The sequence below is a fragment of the Cedecea sp. VD22 genome, from assembly GCF_037150195.1.
Classification (GTDB): domain Bacteria; phylum Pseudomonadota; class Gammaproteobacteria; order Enterobacterales; family Enterobacteriaceae; genus Cedecea.
In genome coordinates, this window is the sequence record NZ_JBBCPX010000001.1 from 373,599 (window position 1) to 390,391 (window position 16,793).

The 16,793-nt window shown below is 54.8% G+C and carries 13 protein-coding genes; 6 read left to right on the plus strand and 7 right to left on the minus strand.

Features of this window, described 5'->3' with window-relative positions:
* Window positions 1-351: 351 nt before the first annotated feature.
* Entirely contained in the window at window positions 352-1,407 is a 1,056-nt protein-coding gene (gene ompA, locus WFK85_RS01920) for a porin OmpA (RefSeq protein ID WP_008461252.1), read from the plus strand.
* 93 nt (window positions 1,408-1,500) lie between these two features.
* Here ompA and matP read toward each other — a convergent pair whose 3' ends face one another.
* A complete protein-coding gene (gene matP, locus WFK85_RS01925; RefSeq protein WP_008461251.1) occupies window positions 1,501-1,953 on the minus strand; it encodes a macrodomain Ter protein MatP in 453 nt (150 codons plus the stop codon).
* A 176-nt stretch (window positions 1,954-2,129) separates the two neighbouring features.
* Between matP and WFK85_RS01930 the strand changes: the two genes are divergently transcribed.
* The 5 genes from WFK85_RS01930 (at window position 2,130) to WFK85_RS01950 (ending at window position 8,713) form a co-directional block, all read left to right on the plus strand.
* Window positions 2,130-3,884, plus strand: a complete 1,755-nt coding sequence (locus WFK85_RS01930; protein WP_336708466.1) for a Lon protease family protein — start codon at window positions 2,130-2,132, stop codon at window positions 3,882-3,884.
* Between the two features lie 68 nt (window positions 3,885-3,952).
* On the plus strand, window positions 3,953-4,471 hold the full coding sequence (gene fabA / locus WFK85_RS01935; protein ID WP_008461248.1) for a bifunctional 3-hydroxydecanoyl-ACP dehydratase/trans-2-decenoyl-ACP isomerase: 519 nt from the start codon (window positions 3,953-3,955) through the stop codon (window positions 4,469-4,471).
* Window positions 4,472-4,703: 232 nt separating this feature from the next.
* Window positions 4,704-5,792 (plus strand): ABC transporter substrate-binding protein, encoded by a 1,089-nt coding sequence (locus tag WFK85_RS01940; RefSeq protein WP_166875364.1) that lies wholly within the window; start codon window positions 4,704-4,706, stop codon window positions 5,790-5,792.
* Between the two features lie 88 nt (window positions 5,793-5,880).
* Window positions 5,881-7,650 carry an ABC transporter permease gene (locus WFK85_RS01945; RefSeq protein WP_336708469.1) on the plus strand — a complete coding sequence of 590 codons (1,770 nt, stop codon included), beginning with the start codon at window positions 5,881-5,883 and terminating at the stop codon, window positions 7,648-7,650.
* Entirely contained in the window at window positions 7,643-8,713 is a 1,071-nt protein-coding gene (locus WFK85_RS01950; protein ID WP_166995532.1) for an ATP-binding cassette domain-containing protein, read from the plus strand. Before WFK85_RS01945 ends, WFK85_RS01950 begins: the two co-directional genes overlap by 8 nt.
* 71 nt (window positions 8,714-8,784) lie before the next feature.
* Here the strand turns inward: WFK85_RS01950 and rmf are convergent, their stop codons facing one another.
* The 6 genes from rmf to rlmKL form a co-directional block, all read right to left on the minus strand.
* Window positions 8,785-8,952, minus strand: coding sequence for a ribosome modulation factor (rmf, locus tag WFK85_RS01955; protein ID WP_008461244.1), 168 nt, complete (start codon window positions 8,950-8,952; stop codon window positions 8,785-8,787).
* Between the two features lie 259 nt (window positions 8,953-9,211).
* Window positions 9,212-9,778, minus strand: coding sequence for a membrane integrity-associated transporter subunit PqiC (gene pqiC / locus WFK85_RS01960; protein WP_008461243.1), 567 nt, complete (start codon window positions 9,776-9,778; stop codon window positions 9,212-9,214).
* The gene (gene pqiB / locus WFK85_RS01965; RefSeq protein ID WP_008461242.1) at window positions 9,775-11,415 is read right to left on the minus strand and encodes an intermembrane transport protein PqiB; all 1,641 of its coding nucleotides are present in this window, start codon (window positions 11,413-11,415) and stop codon (window positions 9,775-9,777) included. The genes pqiC and pqiB overlap by 4 nt, the downstream gene beginning before the upstream one ends.
* A complete protein-coding gene (pqiA, locus tag WFK85_RS01970; protein ID WP_166875369.1) occupies window positions 11,405-12,673 on the minus strand; it encodes a membrane integrity-associated transporter subunit PqiA in 1,269 nt (422 codons plus the stop codon). The genes pqiB and pqiA overlap by 11 nt, the downstream gene beginning before the upstream one ends.
* A 16-nt stretch (window positions 12,674-12,689) precedes the next feature.
* A complete protein-coding gene (locus tag WFK85_RS01975) occupies window positions 12,690-14,597 on the minus strand; it encodes an ABC transporter ATP-binding protein (RefSeq protein WP_008461239.1) in 1,908 nt (635 codons plus the stop codon).
* A 5-nt stretch (window positions 14,598-14,602) separates the two neighbouring features.
* Window positions 14,603-16,726: a bifunctional 23S rRNA (guanine(2069)-N(7))-methyltransferase RlmK/23S rRNA (guanine(2445)-N(2))-methyltransferase RlmL gene (gene rlmKL, locus WFK85_RS01980; RefSeq protein ID WP_336708471.1), complete on the minus strand. Its 2,124-nt coding sequence runs from the start codon at window positions 16,724-16,726 to the stop codon at window positions 14,603-14,605.
* Between the last annotated feature and the right edge of the window lie 67 nt (window positions 16,727-16,793).

Below are 16,793 nucleotides of genomic sequence, written 5' to 3' on the forward strand. Positions count from 1 at the left end.
TTAGGAGAAATCCTGGAATTTTTTACGTATGCCATATAATCCGCTGTCATGATTCAAAAAGTCCCGTCATATGGCGGTTTGACGGGGTTTATTGGATAGGTGAGCCGCTCAAAAAACAGTCCATTCTGTAAAAAAATATGTATGCAAGTCGTTTTTTTTCATATGCCTGACGGACTTCACACTTGTAACTTTCCAACTACGTTGTAGACTTTACCTCGCCAGGGTTGCTCTTCATAACACCGATATATCGGTAGAGTAACAATTGAGCGTAAACCCGGGCGAAGGATTTAACCCTGGGCTTTAAATTGGTTTAGAGCTCATGGCCTTTTGGATGATAATGAGGCGCAAAAAATGAAAAAGACAGCTATCGCGATTGCAGTGGCACTGGCTGGCTTCGCTACCGTAGCGCAGGCCGCACCGAAAGATAACACCTGGTATGCAGGTGGTAAACTGGGCTGGTCTCAGTTCCACGATACCGGCTGGTATAACAAGGACCTGCAAAACAACGGTAACACCCACGAAAGCCAGCTGGGCGCTGGTGCCTTCGGTGGTTATCAGGTTAACCCGTACGTTGGTTTTGAAATGGGTTACGACTGGCTTGGCCGTATGCCTTACAAAGGCAGCGTAACTAGCGGTGCCTTCAAAGCTCAGGGCGTACAGCTGACCACCAAACTGGGTTACCCAATCACTGACGACCTGGACATCTACACCCGTCTGGGCGGCATGGTATGGCGTGCAGACTCTACAAACACCATCGCTGGTAAAAACCACGACACCGGTGTTTCCCCAGTATTCGCTGGTGGTGTTGAGTGGGCAGTTACCCGTGACATCGCTACCCGTCTGGAATACCAGTGGGTTAACAACATCGGTGATGCACAGACCGTTGGCGTTCGTCCTGACAACGGCATGCTGAGCGTAGGTGTTTCCTACCGCTTTGGCCAGCAGGAAGAAGCTGCACCAGTTGTAGCTCCAGCTCCAGCTCCAGCTCCAGAAGTACAGACCAAACACTTCACTCTGAAGTCTGACGTTCTGTTCAACTTCAACAAAGCAACCCTGAAACCAGAAGGTCAGCAGGCACTGGATCAGCTGTACACCCAGCTGAGCAACCTGGATCCTAAAGATGGTTCCGTTGTTGTTCTGGGCTATACCGACCGTATCGGTTCCGAGCAGTACAACCTGAAACTGTCTGAAAAACGTGCACAGAGCGTTGTTGATTACCTGATCTCTAAAGGTATCCCAGCGAACAAAATCTCTCCACGTGGCATGGGCAAAGCTAACCCAGTTACCGGCAACACCTGTGACAAAGTAGCGCCTAAAGCTAAACTGATCGACTGCCTGGCTCCAGATCGTCGCGTTGAGATCGAAGTTAAAGGTATCAAAGAAGTTGTAACTCAGCCTGCGGCATAAGTTACCCTTCCTTGAACAAAAACCCCGCCATGGCGGGGTTTTTTTATTGTCTGAGACTTCGCGATGGCGAGGTCGTGTAACGCTTTCAGTGCTTTATTTTTTACCGAGCATAGCCTGCAGATCCTGCTTAAGCGTCGACATCTTGCTTTCCACCTTCTCTTTGCGCTCCGCATCTTCAATCAGCTGAACAACCGTTTCCGAAAGCGTATTGCCGCGACGTTGAGCAAGCCCGGCCAGACGTTGCCAGACAAGATATTCCAGATCGATGGATTTCTTGCGGGTATGCTGGTGCTCAGCGTTAAAATGCCTTTTACGCCGTGCACGAATCGTTTGCTTCATGCGGTTATGCAGCGCGGGGTTCATATGCTGATCAATCCAGCTCTGAACCAGAACCGGCACATTCTCCAGCGTCAGGAGCTGCTCTACCGCCTCTTGGGCTGCACTGGCCTCAATGTATCGCGTGATTAATTCCCCTTCGCGATGCTTCTTAACCAGATACTTCCACTTCCAGCCGCTCTCGAGATTTTCCAACTGTTGATATTTCATTGTGATCTCAGTGTGACCGTGTAACTTAGTTCAGAATAACAGTTTTTCCGCCATTCGCTGAACTGAAAATCAAAGCTGTGAGAGGGATAAAACTGTGTTACTGCTTTATCCGTGTGCTACCCGAGCGATTCTTGTATAATCGCGCCTTTGACATCTCATTAAAAAATATAGCGACTTTGACGACTAATCGACTTGACTGGCGTGCCCTGGTGCCTGATACCGAAAGCTATCAGGAAATTTTTGCACAGCCTTATGATACCGACTCCGCCCCTCTTTCTGCGGTTCAACCTCGTTTAGTTTACGGGATTGAGCAACTCAACCTTTCCGTTTCTTCCGTCGATCTAATGCTGATAAAAGCCCCGGAAGAACAAGAGTATCTGGATCTTATCGCCGCGGCCGTTGAAGCATCCCATGATGAAGCCGAAGAAATCATCGGCGGACATTATCTCATTGAAGGTAATCGGGTCACCCTGCGCCCGGCCGGGAACGCTGACGATAACTTTGCGTCCAGCGGAGAAGTTATTGCCGCTGACTGGGTTGAACCGGAGCAACTGTTAGGCTGCGTGCGGCAGTTTGCGGGCGAGGTGTCGTTGGAGCCCGGCCTGATCCATCGCGTGAACGGCGGCGTCCTGGTGCTGTCGATGCGTAGCGTCCTTGCCCAGCCGCTGCTGTGGCTACGCCTGAAACAAATCATGACCCAGGGGCGTTTCGACTGGATTTCACCTGACGAAACTCGTCCGCTGCCGGTAAAAATTCCGTCATTAGCGTTGGATTTCAAACTGGTCCTGGTTGGCGAGCGCGACTCGCTGGCCGATTTCCAGGAAATGGAGATGGATTTGGCTGCAGCCGCTATCTACAGTGAATTTGAAGACAATCTGCAAATTGCTTCTGCCGATGAAATGGCGCTTTGGTGTCAGTGGATCTATGCCATCGCCGCTGAGAAGTCATTGCCAGCACCTGCAGCCGATGCCTGGCAACCGCTGATTCGTGAGGCCGTCCGCTACACGGGCGATCAGGAAATGCTGCCACTCTGCCCTTCCTGGATTTCACGCCAGCTGCGTGAAGTCGCGCCGTTTACCGAAGCAGACAGCTTTAACGCCGAACAGCTCCAACAAATGCTCGAACAGCGTGAATGGCGCGAAGGTTTCCTGGCCGAGCGCATGCAGGATGAAATCCTGATGGAGCAAATCCTGATTGAAACCGAGGGCGAAATGATCGGCCAGATTAACGCGCTGTCGGTCATTGAATTCCCGGGTCATCCACGGGCGTTTGGTGAACCTTCCCGTATCAGTTGCGTGGTTCACGTCGGTGATGGGGAGTTTACGGACGTAGAGCGCAAGGCAGAACTCGGCGGTAACATTCACGCCAAAGGGATGATGATCATGCAGGCATTTCTGATGTCAGAGCTGCAGCTTGACCAGCAAATCCCGTTTTCGGCGTCCCTTACCTTCGAGCAGTCCTACAGCGAAGTTGACGGCGACAGCGCCTCCATGGCTGAGCTTTGCGCCCTGATAAGTGCCCTGGCTAACGTCCCTATTTATCAGCACATTGCGATCACCGGCTCTGTGGATCAGTTCGGCCGTGTACAGCCCGTTGGCGGGCTGAATGAAAAAGTGGAAGGTTTCTTCAGCATTTGTCAGCAGCGTGAGTTTAGCGGTACCCAGGGTGTTATTATTCCTCTGGCGAACGTATGTCACCTGTCGCTGCATAAAGATGTACTGGAGGCCGTCGAGCAAAATAAATTCTCGATTTGGGCAATTGACGACGTGGCTGATGCCCTGCCGTTATTGACCAATCTCCCGTGGGATGGCGAAGGGCAAAACACCCTGATGCGTGCGGTGCAGGAGCGTATTGCTCAGGCCTCGGCGCCGGATGTTCGCCAGCGCTTTCCGTGGCCGCTACGCTGGCTCAACTGGTTCAACCACAACTGATCGGACTTGTTGAGCGTACACGTGTTAGCTAACCTGCGTGCTTCATTATAAAAAGGCTTACTGTAGACATGGTAGATAAACGCGAATCCTATACGAAAGAAGATCTTCTTGCCTCAGGGCGTGGCGAACTGTTTGGGGCTGAAGGCCCGCAGCTGCCTGCACCTTCCATGCTGATGATGGACCGCGTAGTCAAGATGACCGAGGACGGCGGTAACTTTGATAAAGGTTACGTGGAAGCCGAGCTGGATATTAACCCTGACCTGTGGTTCTTTGGTTGCCACTTTATTGGTGACCCGGTGATGCCTGGCTGTCTGGGGCTTGATGCCATGTGGCAGCTGGTTGGTTTCTACCTCGGCTGGCTCGGTGGCGAAGGCAAAGGCCGCGCGCTGGGCGTGGGCGAAGTGAAATTTACCGGTCAGGTTCTCCCTACCGCGAAGAAAGTTACCTACCGCATTCACTTCAAACGCGTTGTGAATCGCCGCCTGATTATGGGCCTGGCTGACGGTGAAGTACTGGTTGATGGCCGTGTGATCTACACCGCAACCGACCTGAAAGTGGGTCTTTTCAAAGACACGTCTGCTTTCTAATACCGTTTCATCTGGCTTTACCTCGAAAGCATCCATTGCTCGCAGTGGGTGCTTTTTTGTTTCTATCGCCCGCCTGAATGACGCTTTCTTGCCGTGGTTTTTATGGCGTTAATTGCTTAAACAACGTTCGAAATCACAAATCGTGAAGATAAAAAACGCCCCCTCTTGCCTGGAAAACGTTATGCGTTATGTTGATTTTTAGTTTCTCAAATGTAACTAGAGGTTAACAATAATGTCGAATAAGTTACGTATATCTTGCCTTGCTTCTGCCGTGCTGCTCTCTACCTCTGCATTTTCTGCTGTGCCTCAGGGCTATCCGGCGGATTATCAAAAAATCATCGATGCCGCGACCAAAGAAGGCAAAGTGGTGCTCTATTCCACCACCGACACCAAAACCGCGGCCCCGCTTATTCAGGGCTTTGAGGCCGCATATCCGGGCATCAAAGTAGAATATAACGACATGAACAGCACCGAGCTGTACAACCGTTATATCAGCGAGCAGGCCGCCGGCGGTACCAGCGGTGACGTGGTCTGGAGTTCTTCTATGGACACGGCATTAAAGCTCGCCACCGACTATGCCCAGGAATACAAATCCCCGGAGCAAGGCCAGTTGCCGAAGTGGGCAGTCTGGAAAGACAAGGCCTACGGTACCACCTATGAGCCGGTCATTTTTATCTACAACAAACGCCTGATCCCGGCCAATGAAGTGCCTGACAGCCATGCAGCGTTGGCCAAACTTATCGCCAGCCAGCCCGAAAAATTCAGCAAAAAAGTCACCACTTACGATATTGAAAAATCCGGTCTCGGTTTTATGCTTTCGGTACAGGATCACAAGGCCGATCCAAATTACTTCCAAACGCTCGCCGATGTAGCCAAAGGCGGCCTTTCGGTTCAGTCCTCAACCGGCACCATGATGGAGCGAGTCTCCTCGGGTGAAAACCTGATTGGCTTCAACATTCTGGGCTCTTACGCCGAAGCCCGTGCCAAAACGGACACCTCCCTCGGTATCGCTTATCCGAAGGACTACACCCTAGTGCTGTCACGCGTCTCCTTTATCAGCAATGAAGCGAAAAACAGCAACGCGGCGAAGCTGTGGATTGACTACGTGCTGTCTGAAAAGGGGCAAAACATCCTCGCTAATCAGGCGGATATTCCTTCCATCCGCAATGATATCGACGGTGACAACGACATCGACGGCATGACCAAAAAACTCGGCAACGCCCTGAAGCCGATTCCGGTGGATGAAACCCTGCTGGAATACCTGCAGCAGAAAAAACGCCTGGACTACATCAAGCAGTGGCGCGAAGCCGCCGCGAAATAATCCTTTGATGAGGCGTGCCGTCCGGCTGCGCCTCGCTTAACCCGAACACATTAGGCTATTCAGGCTAACTGACCTGAGGGATCGTTACATGGATGCATTACGCAGAAAGTGGCAAAGCCTGCCGCGCGGCATTGTGGTGCTGATAACTGCGCTGGTTATCTATATTCCGCTGTCGTTTATCGTTATACAGAGTTTTCTCTCGGCCCCCTTCTTCTCCCCGTCGAAGGAGTGGAGCCTCGAATCTTTTGAATTTATCTTCACCGACTCCGATTTTTACCTGGCGCTGAAGAGTGGCTTTATTCTGGCCTTTGGCCTGGTGGTGATTGCCATCCCGCTGGGCGGCATTCTGGCTTTCCTGATGGTGCGTACTGACCTGCCGGGCAGACGCATCATCGAGCCGCTGATTCTGGTGCCTATTTTTGTGTCGCCGATGGTATTGGGATTTGGCTATGTGGTGGCCGCAGGCCCGGTTGGCTTCTTCTCCCTGTGGGCGCAGTCGCTGCTTGGTTTCGTGCCGTGGAATATCTACGACATGTCGAGCATCGTGGTGATCGCAGGCCTGACGCATGTGCCCCACGCCTATCTCTACATCTCATCGGCCCTGCGCAGCGTAGGTTCCGACGTAGAGGAAGCGGCTCGCACCGCAGGTGCAACGCCGCTTCAGGTGATGACAGCCGTCAGCCTGCCGATGGTGCGTCCGGCAATGCTATATGCCACCGTGCTGCTGTTCTTCCTCGGGCTGGAAGTTTTCGGTCTGATGCTCGTGCTGGGCGACCCGGAAGGCAACATGGTGCTGGCAACGTATCTCTACAAGCTCACCAATAAGCTCGGGACGCCGTCCTATCATCTGATGGCTGCCGTCGCTGTCGTGCTGATTTGTATCACTATCCCGCTGGTCATGCTGCAGCGCCGACTGATGCGCACGGCAAACCGCTTTGTCACCGTCAAAGGCAAAGCCTCTCAGGCGCGAGCCCTGCCGCTGGGTAAATGGCGCTGGGTCGCAGGCGCCGTCGTGGCGTTCTGGCTGACCGTTACCATCGGGGTGCCGCTGATTGGCGTTATCCTGCGGTCCTTTATCTCCAACTGGGGCGTGGGCGTTTCACTGTGGGATGAACTGTCGCTCAATACCTTCCGCACTATCTGGGAACAGCCCAACCTGCTGCGGGCCATCGTCAACTCAATGGCGATAGGGGTCATCGGCGGCGCGCTGGCGGTGGTTTGCTACCTGTTTATCGGCATCGCCATGCACAGAAAACCAGACAACGTGACCCGCTTCCTGGACTACAGCGTGCTGGTACCTCGTGCCGTGCCTGGCCTGCTGGCCGGTCTGGCCTTCCTGTGGGTGTTTTTATTCCTGCCGATGTGGCTGGATAACGCGCTGAAGTCCGGCTGGCTTTCCGGTATGCCGTGGTCCCAGTGGCTGCGGGATAACCTTATCGTCTGGCTACGCTCGCTGCGCAGCACAATATTCAGCGTCTGGCTGGCCTATACCGTCGTGTGGATGGCCTATGGTCTGCGCCTTATCTCGTCTACCCTGCTGCAGGTTGGGCCGGAACTGGAAGAGGCCGCCCGCAGCACCGGGGCAAGCCGTGCGCAAATTACCCGCCACGTCACCATCCCGCTGTCGCGCTACGGCCTGATTGGCTCCTGGCTGCTGATGTTCCTGATCTTTGAGCGTGAATATTCTACCGGCGTCTACCTGCTTTCCCCCGGTACGGAAACCATCGGTTCCATGCTGGTTTCGCTGTGGGCCGCGGGCGCCATCGATATTGTCGCCGCACTTTCCTTTATTAATATTCTGTTCGTGGTGTTAGGGCTCGGCATTGCCCTTCGTTTTGGAGTGAAATTACATGATTGAGTTATCGGTCGAGAACCTGCACTTAACCTACGGCGACAACCCCGTGCTGAAAGGCGTTTCCATGGAGCTGAAGCGCGGCGAAGTCGTGTCTTTGCTTGGCCCTTCCGGCAGCGGCAAAACAACGCTGCTGCGCGCCGTCGCCGGACTGGAAAAACCCACCCAGGGCACAATTGTTATCGGCAAAAGCAACGTTTACGACGGCGCATCCCGCAAAGAGATCCCGGCCGAAGAACGTAATCTTGGCCTGGTCTTCCAGTCTTATGCCCTGTGGCCGCATAAAACCGTCTTTGAAAACGTCGCTTACCCGCTCAAGCTGCGTAAAGTGGCGACGGCGGAAATCAACCAGCGTGTACAGGCCGTTTTGGATCAGTTGGGGCTTGGGCACCTCGGCCAGCGCCACCCTTATCAGCTATCCGGTGGGCAGCAGCAGCGCGTCGCGATTGGCCGGGCGCTGGTTTATAACCCGCCGGTGATTTTGCTTGATGAACCGCTTTCCAACCTGGATGCGAAACTGCGCGAAGAAGCCCGCGTCTTCCTGAGAGAACTGATTATCAAGCTAGGGCTGTCGGCGTTAATGGTCACCCACGATCAGAACGAAGCGATGGCCATTTCTGACCGTATTCTGCTGCTGAATAACGGAAAAATTGAGCAACAGGGCACCCCGCAAGAGATGTATGGCTCACCGCAAACGCTGTTCACCGCCGAGTTTATGGGCAGCAATAACCGCCTGAACGGTAAAGTGACTGAGGTTCGCGACGGTAAAGCACGCATTGAGGGCAGCGGCTGGGCGCTCTGGGGCAAAGCTGGGGCTGGCGCCGTGGCCGGGCAGGAAGGGACGGCGGTAATTCGCGTGGAGCGCGTACGGATTGCCGATCTGCCCGGGGAAAACGGCATGACGCTGCCGCTGTTAACCAGCATGTACCTCGGCGATCGCTGGGAATATCTCTTCCGAACCTCTGGAGATGATTTCGTGATTCGCGCCTACGGCAATGATATGCGTGATGCTCAGCCGCATCATCTCCAGTTGCCAGAGCAGCACGTCTGGATTTTCCCTAAACCCTGATCGATGTTACACACGTCCAAAAAGGCGAAACCTCCGCGATGCGGAGGTTTCTTTTTCTAAAGAGACAGTGATTACGCAGTAACCGCCCTGTCTTCCATGGCTTCTCGCCAGCCTCCCATCCAGTAGGATCTCTGATTCAGAGTCTGATATGGACAAATCTCTTTTGAGCGTCCGGCGATACCTGCCTGATAACCACGTTGATGTGCCCGTTCCAGGCGATCTCGTTTTTGTCTCTTCATGCCTCGTTTCCCTCATTACATTGTCTGGTGGAAAAGAAAACAGTGATTACAAAATGTGCAACCACGGATAAGCAATAACGCGAAATTCAGCGAGCGTCAATGCGCAAAATTCACGCCAATGTCACATTTCCGCGATATTATGGTTATCTTTTCGACAAAAACTGAGGCGCGCCTGTCGCTAACCGGTTCAGCAAAAAAGAAAAGCTGCGACCACCCGAAGGTGAAAATCGCAGCTTTTTTGTACCAATCATTTTACCTATCAATTAAGGCGTGTGAGCGCCGAAGCAATACTCTTCGCTTCCTGCTGCCAGCCCTGAGCCAGGGTTTTCACCATGGCGTCGTAGCCGTCATCCTGTTGCTTCAGTTCGATATGGAACGGGCGCTTAATAATTTCGCCCTGACGCTTCAGGAGCCACTCTCCGCTGACAATGACCTTGCCATCATAGCGACCGTGAAAACCGGTCACATTCACGCTGAGCGCATCCTGATCGTGGCCTAGCGGCTGGGAGGCAACCACCCAGCCTGGCAATGCGCTGCTGAGATTGCTGACCAGCGCATTGCGCAGCTGCTGGTCAAGCGGGCTGGCCCAAAGGTTGCTGGTGGCGATGACATACTGCACATCGGTCGTCTGGTAAACCACCCCTGTGCCGGCGAGGAAATCAGGCACGGTGACCTGATCGACCCACAGCAAGTGGCTTCCTGGCTGGCTCACGGCCTGCATAGCAGGCTGTGAAGTTTGCGGCAGCTGATAGTACGTTTTGCCATTGTCGCTCCCGCTACAGGCGGAAAGCGCTAAGACGGCGGCTAGCGTGAGCCACTTTTTCATGGTTGTGCCCTCTTCGGCTGCGGATCCTTTTTATCCTTCGCTTCAAATATCAGCGAGTTGCTCTTGTCGTTCAGCGTACGCAATACCGGCTGCAGCTCGCGCAGCACCTGATCAAGACGCTGCATATCCGCCACCATCTTGTTATAGGCCGCCGAGCCCGGCTGGAAGCCCTGCATACTGCGGTTCAGCTCGCGAAGCGTTTTCTGCATATCTTCCGGTAGCTGCTGCATCGACTGACTGGAAGTAATCTTGTTCAGATTGTCCAGCGTCTGCTGCAGGTGGCGCATCGTTTTCTGGCTTTCAGCCAGCGTATTCGTGGCCTGTTCCAGCATCGGGTTAATCGGCAGGTTGTTGATTTTATCCAGCGTCTCCAGCAGTTTTTGCTGAATTTGCGCCAGGCCGCCGCTCACCGTTGGAATAAGCGGGTAGCCCGCGATTTGCGGCAGATCGCCCAGCGCTTTCTCTTTCGGATAGAAATCGAGATCGATAAACAGCGCCCCGGTCACCAGGCTCCCGGTTTTCATCGAGGCACGCAGTCCGCGCTTGATCAATACCTGCAGATTGGTCGAGATATCCGCGCCATCTTCAAGCATATTTTTCAAGCGTTCTGGCTCGATGCGGATCAGCACCGGAATGCGGAAATCGTCATTCAGGCTTTGGCGCATTTTTTCGTTGAAGAACGGAACCTGTGCCACCGTCCCCAGGCGAATGCCGCGGAATTCCACCGGCGCACCTGGCTGCAGACCACGAACAGAATCTTTGAAGAACATCAGGTAATCGATATGGTTGGTATACAGCGAATCCTGAATGCTTTTCTGATCGTCAAACAGCTGGAAGTCAGCGCCCGTTTCAACCGGCTTGCCCCACTCCCAGCCTTCAGGCACGTCGAAGCTGACGCCCCCACTAAACAGCGTGGTTAACGACCCCATCTCCACACGCATCCCCTGGGCGGACATATCCACGGCGATGCCGCTGTCTTTCCAGAAACGGACGTTGCTGGTAATCAGCCTGTCGTTTGGTGCCGCAATAAACAGCTGGTAGCTAATCGCTCGCTTATTGGTATCAAAGGTGCTGGTTTCCACCGAGCCTACGCGGTAGCCGCGGAACAGCACCGGATCCCCTGGGGTAAGCTGGCCCGCTTTTTTACTGTCGAGCGTAATGCGAATGCCTTTGGCATCAGGTGGCGCCAGCGGCGGCGCATCCAGCAGAGCATAGTTCTCGGGCTGCTCGCCTTTGGTCCCCGGCTGCAGCTCAATATAGGCGCCGGACAGCAGCGTGCCGAGCCCGGAGATCCCTTCGCGCCCCACCTGCGGTTTTACCACCCAGAACACGGAATCTTTGTGCAGCAGCTTCTCCATCCCGGAATTTAGCCGCGCCTTAATTTCTACATGGTGTAGATCGTCCGTTAGCTGTGCACTCTCCACTACCCCGACGTCTACGCTGCGGCTTTTGATGGTGGTTTTACCGCCTTCAATCCCTTCTGCGTTGGCGGTGATCAGGGTCACTTCCGGCCCCTGATGACTGTAGTGATAAAACAGGATCCAGGCGCCAATCAGCGCCGTTACGATGGGAAAGATCCAAACCGGCGACCAGTTTTTTACCTTCTGCACTTTCGCCTCGCCGTGCTTATTTTCCATGTTCGGAAGACTCCTCATCAGTTACATCGTCAGCGCGATCCCAGGACAAGCGAGGGTCAAAGGTCATCGCAGCAAACATCGTCAAAATCACTACACAGGCAAACATTAACGCCCCCATAGCCGGGTAGATATTCATCAGCCCGCCCATGCGCACCAGCGCGGAGAGAACGGCAATCACAAACACATCGATCATCGACCAGCGGCCGACAAACTCAACAACTTCATAAATCAGGTGCATTCGCTCGCTGTCACGCTTGCCGTGCCCTTTTGCATCCCAGCACAGCCAGGCGATGGCGATCATTTTTAGCGTAGGCACCATGATACTGGCGATAAAAATCACCATTGCCACCGGATAAGATCCCTCACTCCAGAGCAGGATCACCCCGGCCAAAATGGTGGAAGGATATTTGCTGCCCAGCATTTCGGTGACCATGATCGGCAAAATGTTTGCCGGCAGATAAAGCATAATGGAGGTGATCAGCAGCGCCAGCGTCCACTGCAGGCTGTGCCTGCGGCGAACGTGGCCGTGTGTCCCGCAGCGTGGGCAGACCAGCGTATCCGCCTCAACGATAGCCGTGCAGCAGGAACAGGAGCGCAGCCCCTGCTTAATCCCCGACACGCCAACTTTTAACGGATGGTGCACTGGCGGCATGGGCGCAATATCATCCCAAAGCCAGCGCCGGTCCACGCACTGGAAGGCTCGAAGCTGCAAAATGCAGAACAGGCACCAGGGAATAAAGCTGCTGCCCACGCCAATGTCCCCATAGGCCATCAGCTTCACGAAGCTAACCAATACCCCGGCGAGGAAGATTTCCGCCATGCCCCAGCTTTTCAACTGGAACAGCACTCGCGCCAGCCAGCGTTTAAGCCCAAAAGGCAATTTTGCCTGGTTGACCAACAGCAGGATGGTTATCAGGCAAAAAGCCGGCACCGCCTGAACAAAAAGCAGAAAGAAGGTGCCGAGGCTGGCGTAATCCTCGGAAAACATCACGCCGGGAATTTGCATCAGCGTGACTTCGCTACTGATCCCGGCCACCTTCATATTGATGAAAGGAAACAGGTTAGCCAGCAGCAGCATAAACAGCCCCGCCAAAGCGTAAGCCGTTGGCCGCTGACGCGGCAAAAACCACTGCGTGACTAACGGAGTGCCACAGCGCGGGCAGGAGGCTTTGTGGCCATCCTGCAGGGCGGGCAGCGCCACCAGCAAATCACATTGTCGACACAAAATATGCGAGCGATGGTGGTGCGTGGCACACATCGTAACTCTCCTTAGATTACGAACCGTTTTTCAGCGCTTCCAGGTACTCCCAGCGTTCAAATGCTTCTTCCAGAGCCTGTTCCGCCGCGGCCATTTCCGCCAGGACTTTTTGGGTCACATCGTGCGGCTGGTTGAAGAAATCAGCATCAGCGACCTTCGCCTGCAGCGTGCCTAAATCGGCTTCAAGCTGCTCAAGCCGTTGAGGCAACTGCTCTAATTCGCGCTGCAGGTTATAGCTTAGTTTGCTATTGGCACGTTTAACAGGTTCTGCTTTTTGCGATTCGACCTTCTCGGATTTAGCCGCAGCAGCCTGACGCAGCGGCTGAGCGGAACCCTGCTGGCCTTTGGCATCATGGTAGCCACCGACATAGCGACCAATTTTGCCCTGGCCTTCGAAGATCCAGCACTCGGTCACGGTATTGTCGACAAACTGACGATCGTGGCTGACCAGCATCACGGTGCCCTGGTAACCATCAATCAGCTCTTCCAGCAGCTCCAGGGTTTCGACGTCCAGATCGTTGGTTGGTTCATCGAGGATCAGCAGGTTGCTAGGTTTTAAGAACAAACGCGCCAGCAGCAGACGGTTGCGTTCCCCACCGGAAAGCGCACGCACCGGCGTCATCGCGCGTTTGGGATGGAACAGGAAGTCCTGCAGGTAACCCAGCACATGGCGCGGCTTGCCGTTCACCATCACTTCCTGCTTACCTTCCGCCAGGTTATCCATCACGGTACGGTCAGGATCCAGCTCGGCACGGTGCTGATCGAAGTAGGCCACTTCCAGCTTGGTACCGCAGTGTACGCGGCCGCTGTCGGCCTGAAGCTGGCTCAGCATCAGCTTCAGCAGCGTGGTTTTGCCACAGCCGTTCGGCCCTACCAGCGCAATTTTATCGCCACGCAGCACCTGCGCGGAAAAATCACGCACCAGCGTTTTACCGGCAACCTGATAGTTAACGTCTTCCATCTCGAAGACAATTTTGCCTGAGCGACTCGCTTCTTCCACCTGCATCTTCGCGCTGCCCATCACTTCACGGCGTTCACCGCGTTCACGGCGCATCGCTTTCAGGGCACGAACGCGCCCTTCGTTACGGGTGCGACGCGCTTTGATGCCCTGGCGGATCCACACTTCTTCCTGCGCCAGCTTGCGGTCAAACTCGGCGTTCTGTAACTCTTCCACGCGCAGGGCTTCTTCTTTCGCCAGCAGATACTGATCGTAATCGCCTGGGTAAGACACCAGCTTGCCGCGATCGAGATCGACAATGCGGGTGGCCATATTGCGGATAAACGAACGGTCGTGGGAGATAAAGATAATGCTGCCCTGGAACTCTTTCAGGAAGCCTTCCAGCCAGTCGATGGTTTCGATATCGAGGTGGTTAGTCGGTTCGTCCAGCAGCAATACGCGCGGAGAGCTGACCAGCGCACGCCCCAGCGCGGCTTTACGCAGCCAGCCGCCGGACAGCGCAGACAGCTCGGTATCCGCTTCAAGACCAAGCTGCTCCAGCACTTCGTTAATACGGCTATCAAGCTGCCACAGGCCCTGATGATCGAGGATCTCCTGAATGCGAGCCATCTCGTTGAGGTTCTTCTCGCTCGGATCGCTCATTACTTTGTGGGAGATATCATGGTAGGCCTTCAGGTATTCCGCCTGCTCTTCCACCCCTTCCGCTACAAAGTCATACACCGTACCCGCAACGTTACGCGGCGGGTCCTGCTGCAGGCGAGCGACGATCAGATCCTGCTCATAAACCATGCGGCCATCGTCCAGCGGGACTTCGCGGTTGAGGATCTTCATCAGCGTTGATTTGCCCGCGCCGTTACGGCCGACCAGACAGACGCGTTCGTTTTCTTCGATGTGTAATTCGGTGTTATCTAACAGCGGTGCGTCGCTAAACGACAGCCAGGCACCGTGCATACTAATTAATGACATGACTATTAATCCCGGGATTCGTGAGTGACTAACCAGCAGTTATGGATCTGGCGGTTGCGCGCAAAGTCCTGCGACTGCGTTTTTTGTGTAATTTCCTGTGCAACCAGGCCCAGCTCCGCCAGGCCGGCGAAGTCCATTTTGAAGCCACGTTTATTGTTGGAGAACATAATGGTACCGCCGCGACGCAGCAGGCGCTTCAGATCTTTCATCAGCGCAAGGTGGTCACGCTGCACGTCGAAAGAGTCTTCCATACGCTTGGAGTTAGAGAACGTCGGCGGGTCAATAAAGATCAGGTCGAACTGTTCGTCGCTGTCGCGCAGCCAGCCCAGGCAATCCGCCTGCACCAGCCGATGGGCGCGGCCGGTCAAGCCGTTCAGGCGCAGGTTGCGCTCTGCCCATTCAAGATAGGTACGGGACATATCTACCGTAGTAGTGCTTTTCGCCCCACCCAGCCCCGCGTGTACCGTTGCAGTACCGGTATAAGCAAAAAGGTTCAGGAAGTCTTTGCCTTTGCTCATCTGCCCCAGCATGCGGCGGGCAATGCGGTGGTCGAGGAACAGGCCGGTATCCAGATAGTCGGTCAGGTTGACCCACAGGCGAGCGTCATATTCGCTCACTTCCATGAAATCACCCTTTTCACCCATCTTCTGGTACTGGCTTTTCCCTTTCTGACGTTCGCGAGTTTTTAACACCAGCTTGTTCGTCGGCAGCTCAAGCACAGCAAGCGTTGCCGCGATGACGTCAAACAGACGCTGGCGGGCTTTGTTTGGATCGATGGTTTTCGGGGGCGCGTACTCCTGCACCACAACCCAGTCGCCGTAACGGTCAACCGCCACGTTGTAATCAGGCAGATCGCCATCGTACAGGCGATAGCATTCGATGCCTTCCTGACGCGCCCACTTGTCGAGCTTCTTGACGTTTTTACGCAGGCGGTTGGCGTAATCTTCGGCAATCTGGCCGCTGGCCGCGGCAACGCCGGCAGGATTTGCCGCCAGCTGATAGTTTTTCTGTACGCAATCCAACGGGCCGTTTTTGGCTTTAAACTGGCGGTCAGCGCGCAGCTGCAGGCAGCTCAGCAGTTCAGGGGAGGCGCTGAACAGCGACAGATGCCAGCCGCCAAACTGGTTTTTCAGGTGGCGACCCAGCAGGCTGTGCAGGGCAATCAGCGCCGGCTCGCTTTCCAGACGTTCGCCGTATGGCGGGTTGCTGATAACCGTCCCCGCCGGGCCTTCCGGCAGCGGATTGACCAGGTTCGCAACATCCTTAACCTCGAAGCTGATCACGTCAGCCAGACCCGCACGGCGGGCGTTGGCACGGGCGCGTTCAATCACGCGACTGTCGTTATCAGAACCATAGAAGCGAGACTGATATTCAGTCAGGCCGCGACGGGCGCGAACCTGGGCTTCGGTTACCACCTCTTTCCAGACATCGGCATCATGCTTCGCCCAGTTCAGGAAGCCCCAATGCTTACGGTGCAGGCCCGGCGCACGATCGGTGGCGATCATCGCCCCTTCAATCAGCAAGGTGCCGGAGCCGCACATCGGATCCAACAGCGGCGTGCCGTGCTGCCAGCCGGAGCGCATCACGATAGCCGCTGCCAGCGTCTCTTTAATAGGGGCCGCACCGGTTGCATCGCGGTAGCCGCGCTGGTGCAGGCCTTCGCCGCTGAGATCCAGGGCGATGCTGGCGGTATCTTTATTCAGCCAGACGTTAATGCGCAGATCCGGCTGCTCGCGATCGACATCCGGACGCGGCAGGTTTTTACGTGTAAAGGAGTCAACGATCGCATCCTTTACCTTCAGCGCCCCGTACTGGCTGTTGCGAATGGTTTCGTTCAGGCCGCTAAAATGCACGGCAAAGGTTGCGCCCGGCCCGAACAGTGCCGGCCAGTCGATCGCCATCACGCCGAGATAAAGATCAAGGTCGCTGTAGACTTTACATTCGCTGAGCGGCAGCAAAATGCGCGAAGCCAGGCGGCTCCACATCAGGCTTTGATAGAGTAGACGAGTATCCCCCTGGAAATGTACGCCGCCCTGAACCACCTGGCAGCCCTGGGCCCCCAGGTTTTCTAGTTCAGTTTTTAACAGCTCTTCAAGCCCACGCGCCGTACTGGCAAACAGAGAATTCATATCGTCACTTATCAGGTAAAAAGAAAATTGTGGCGCATTATAGCTAATCCGCAACGCATGTCATAAA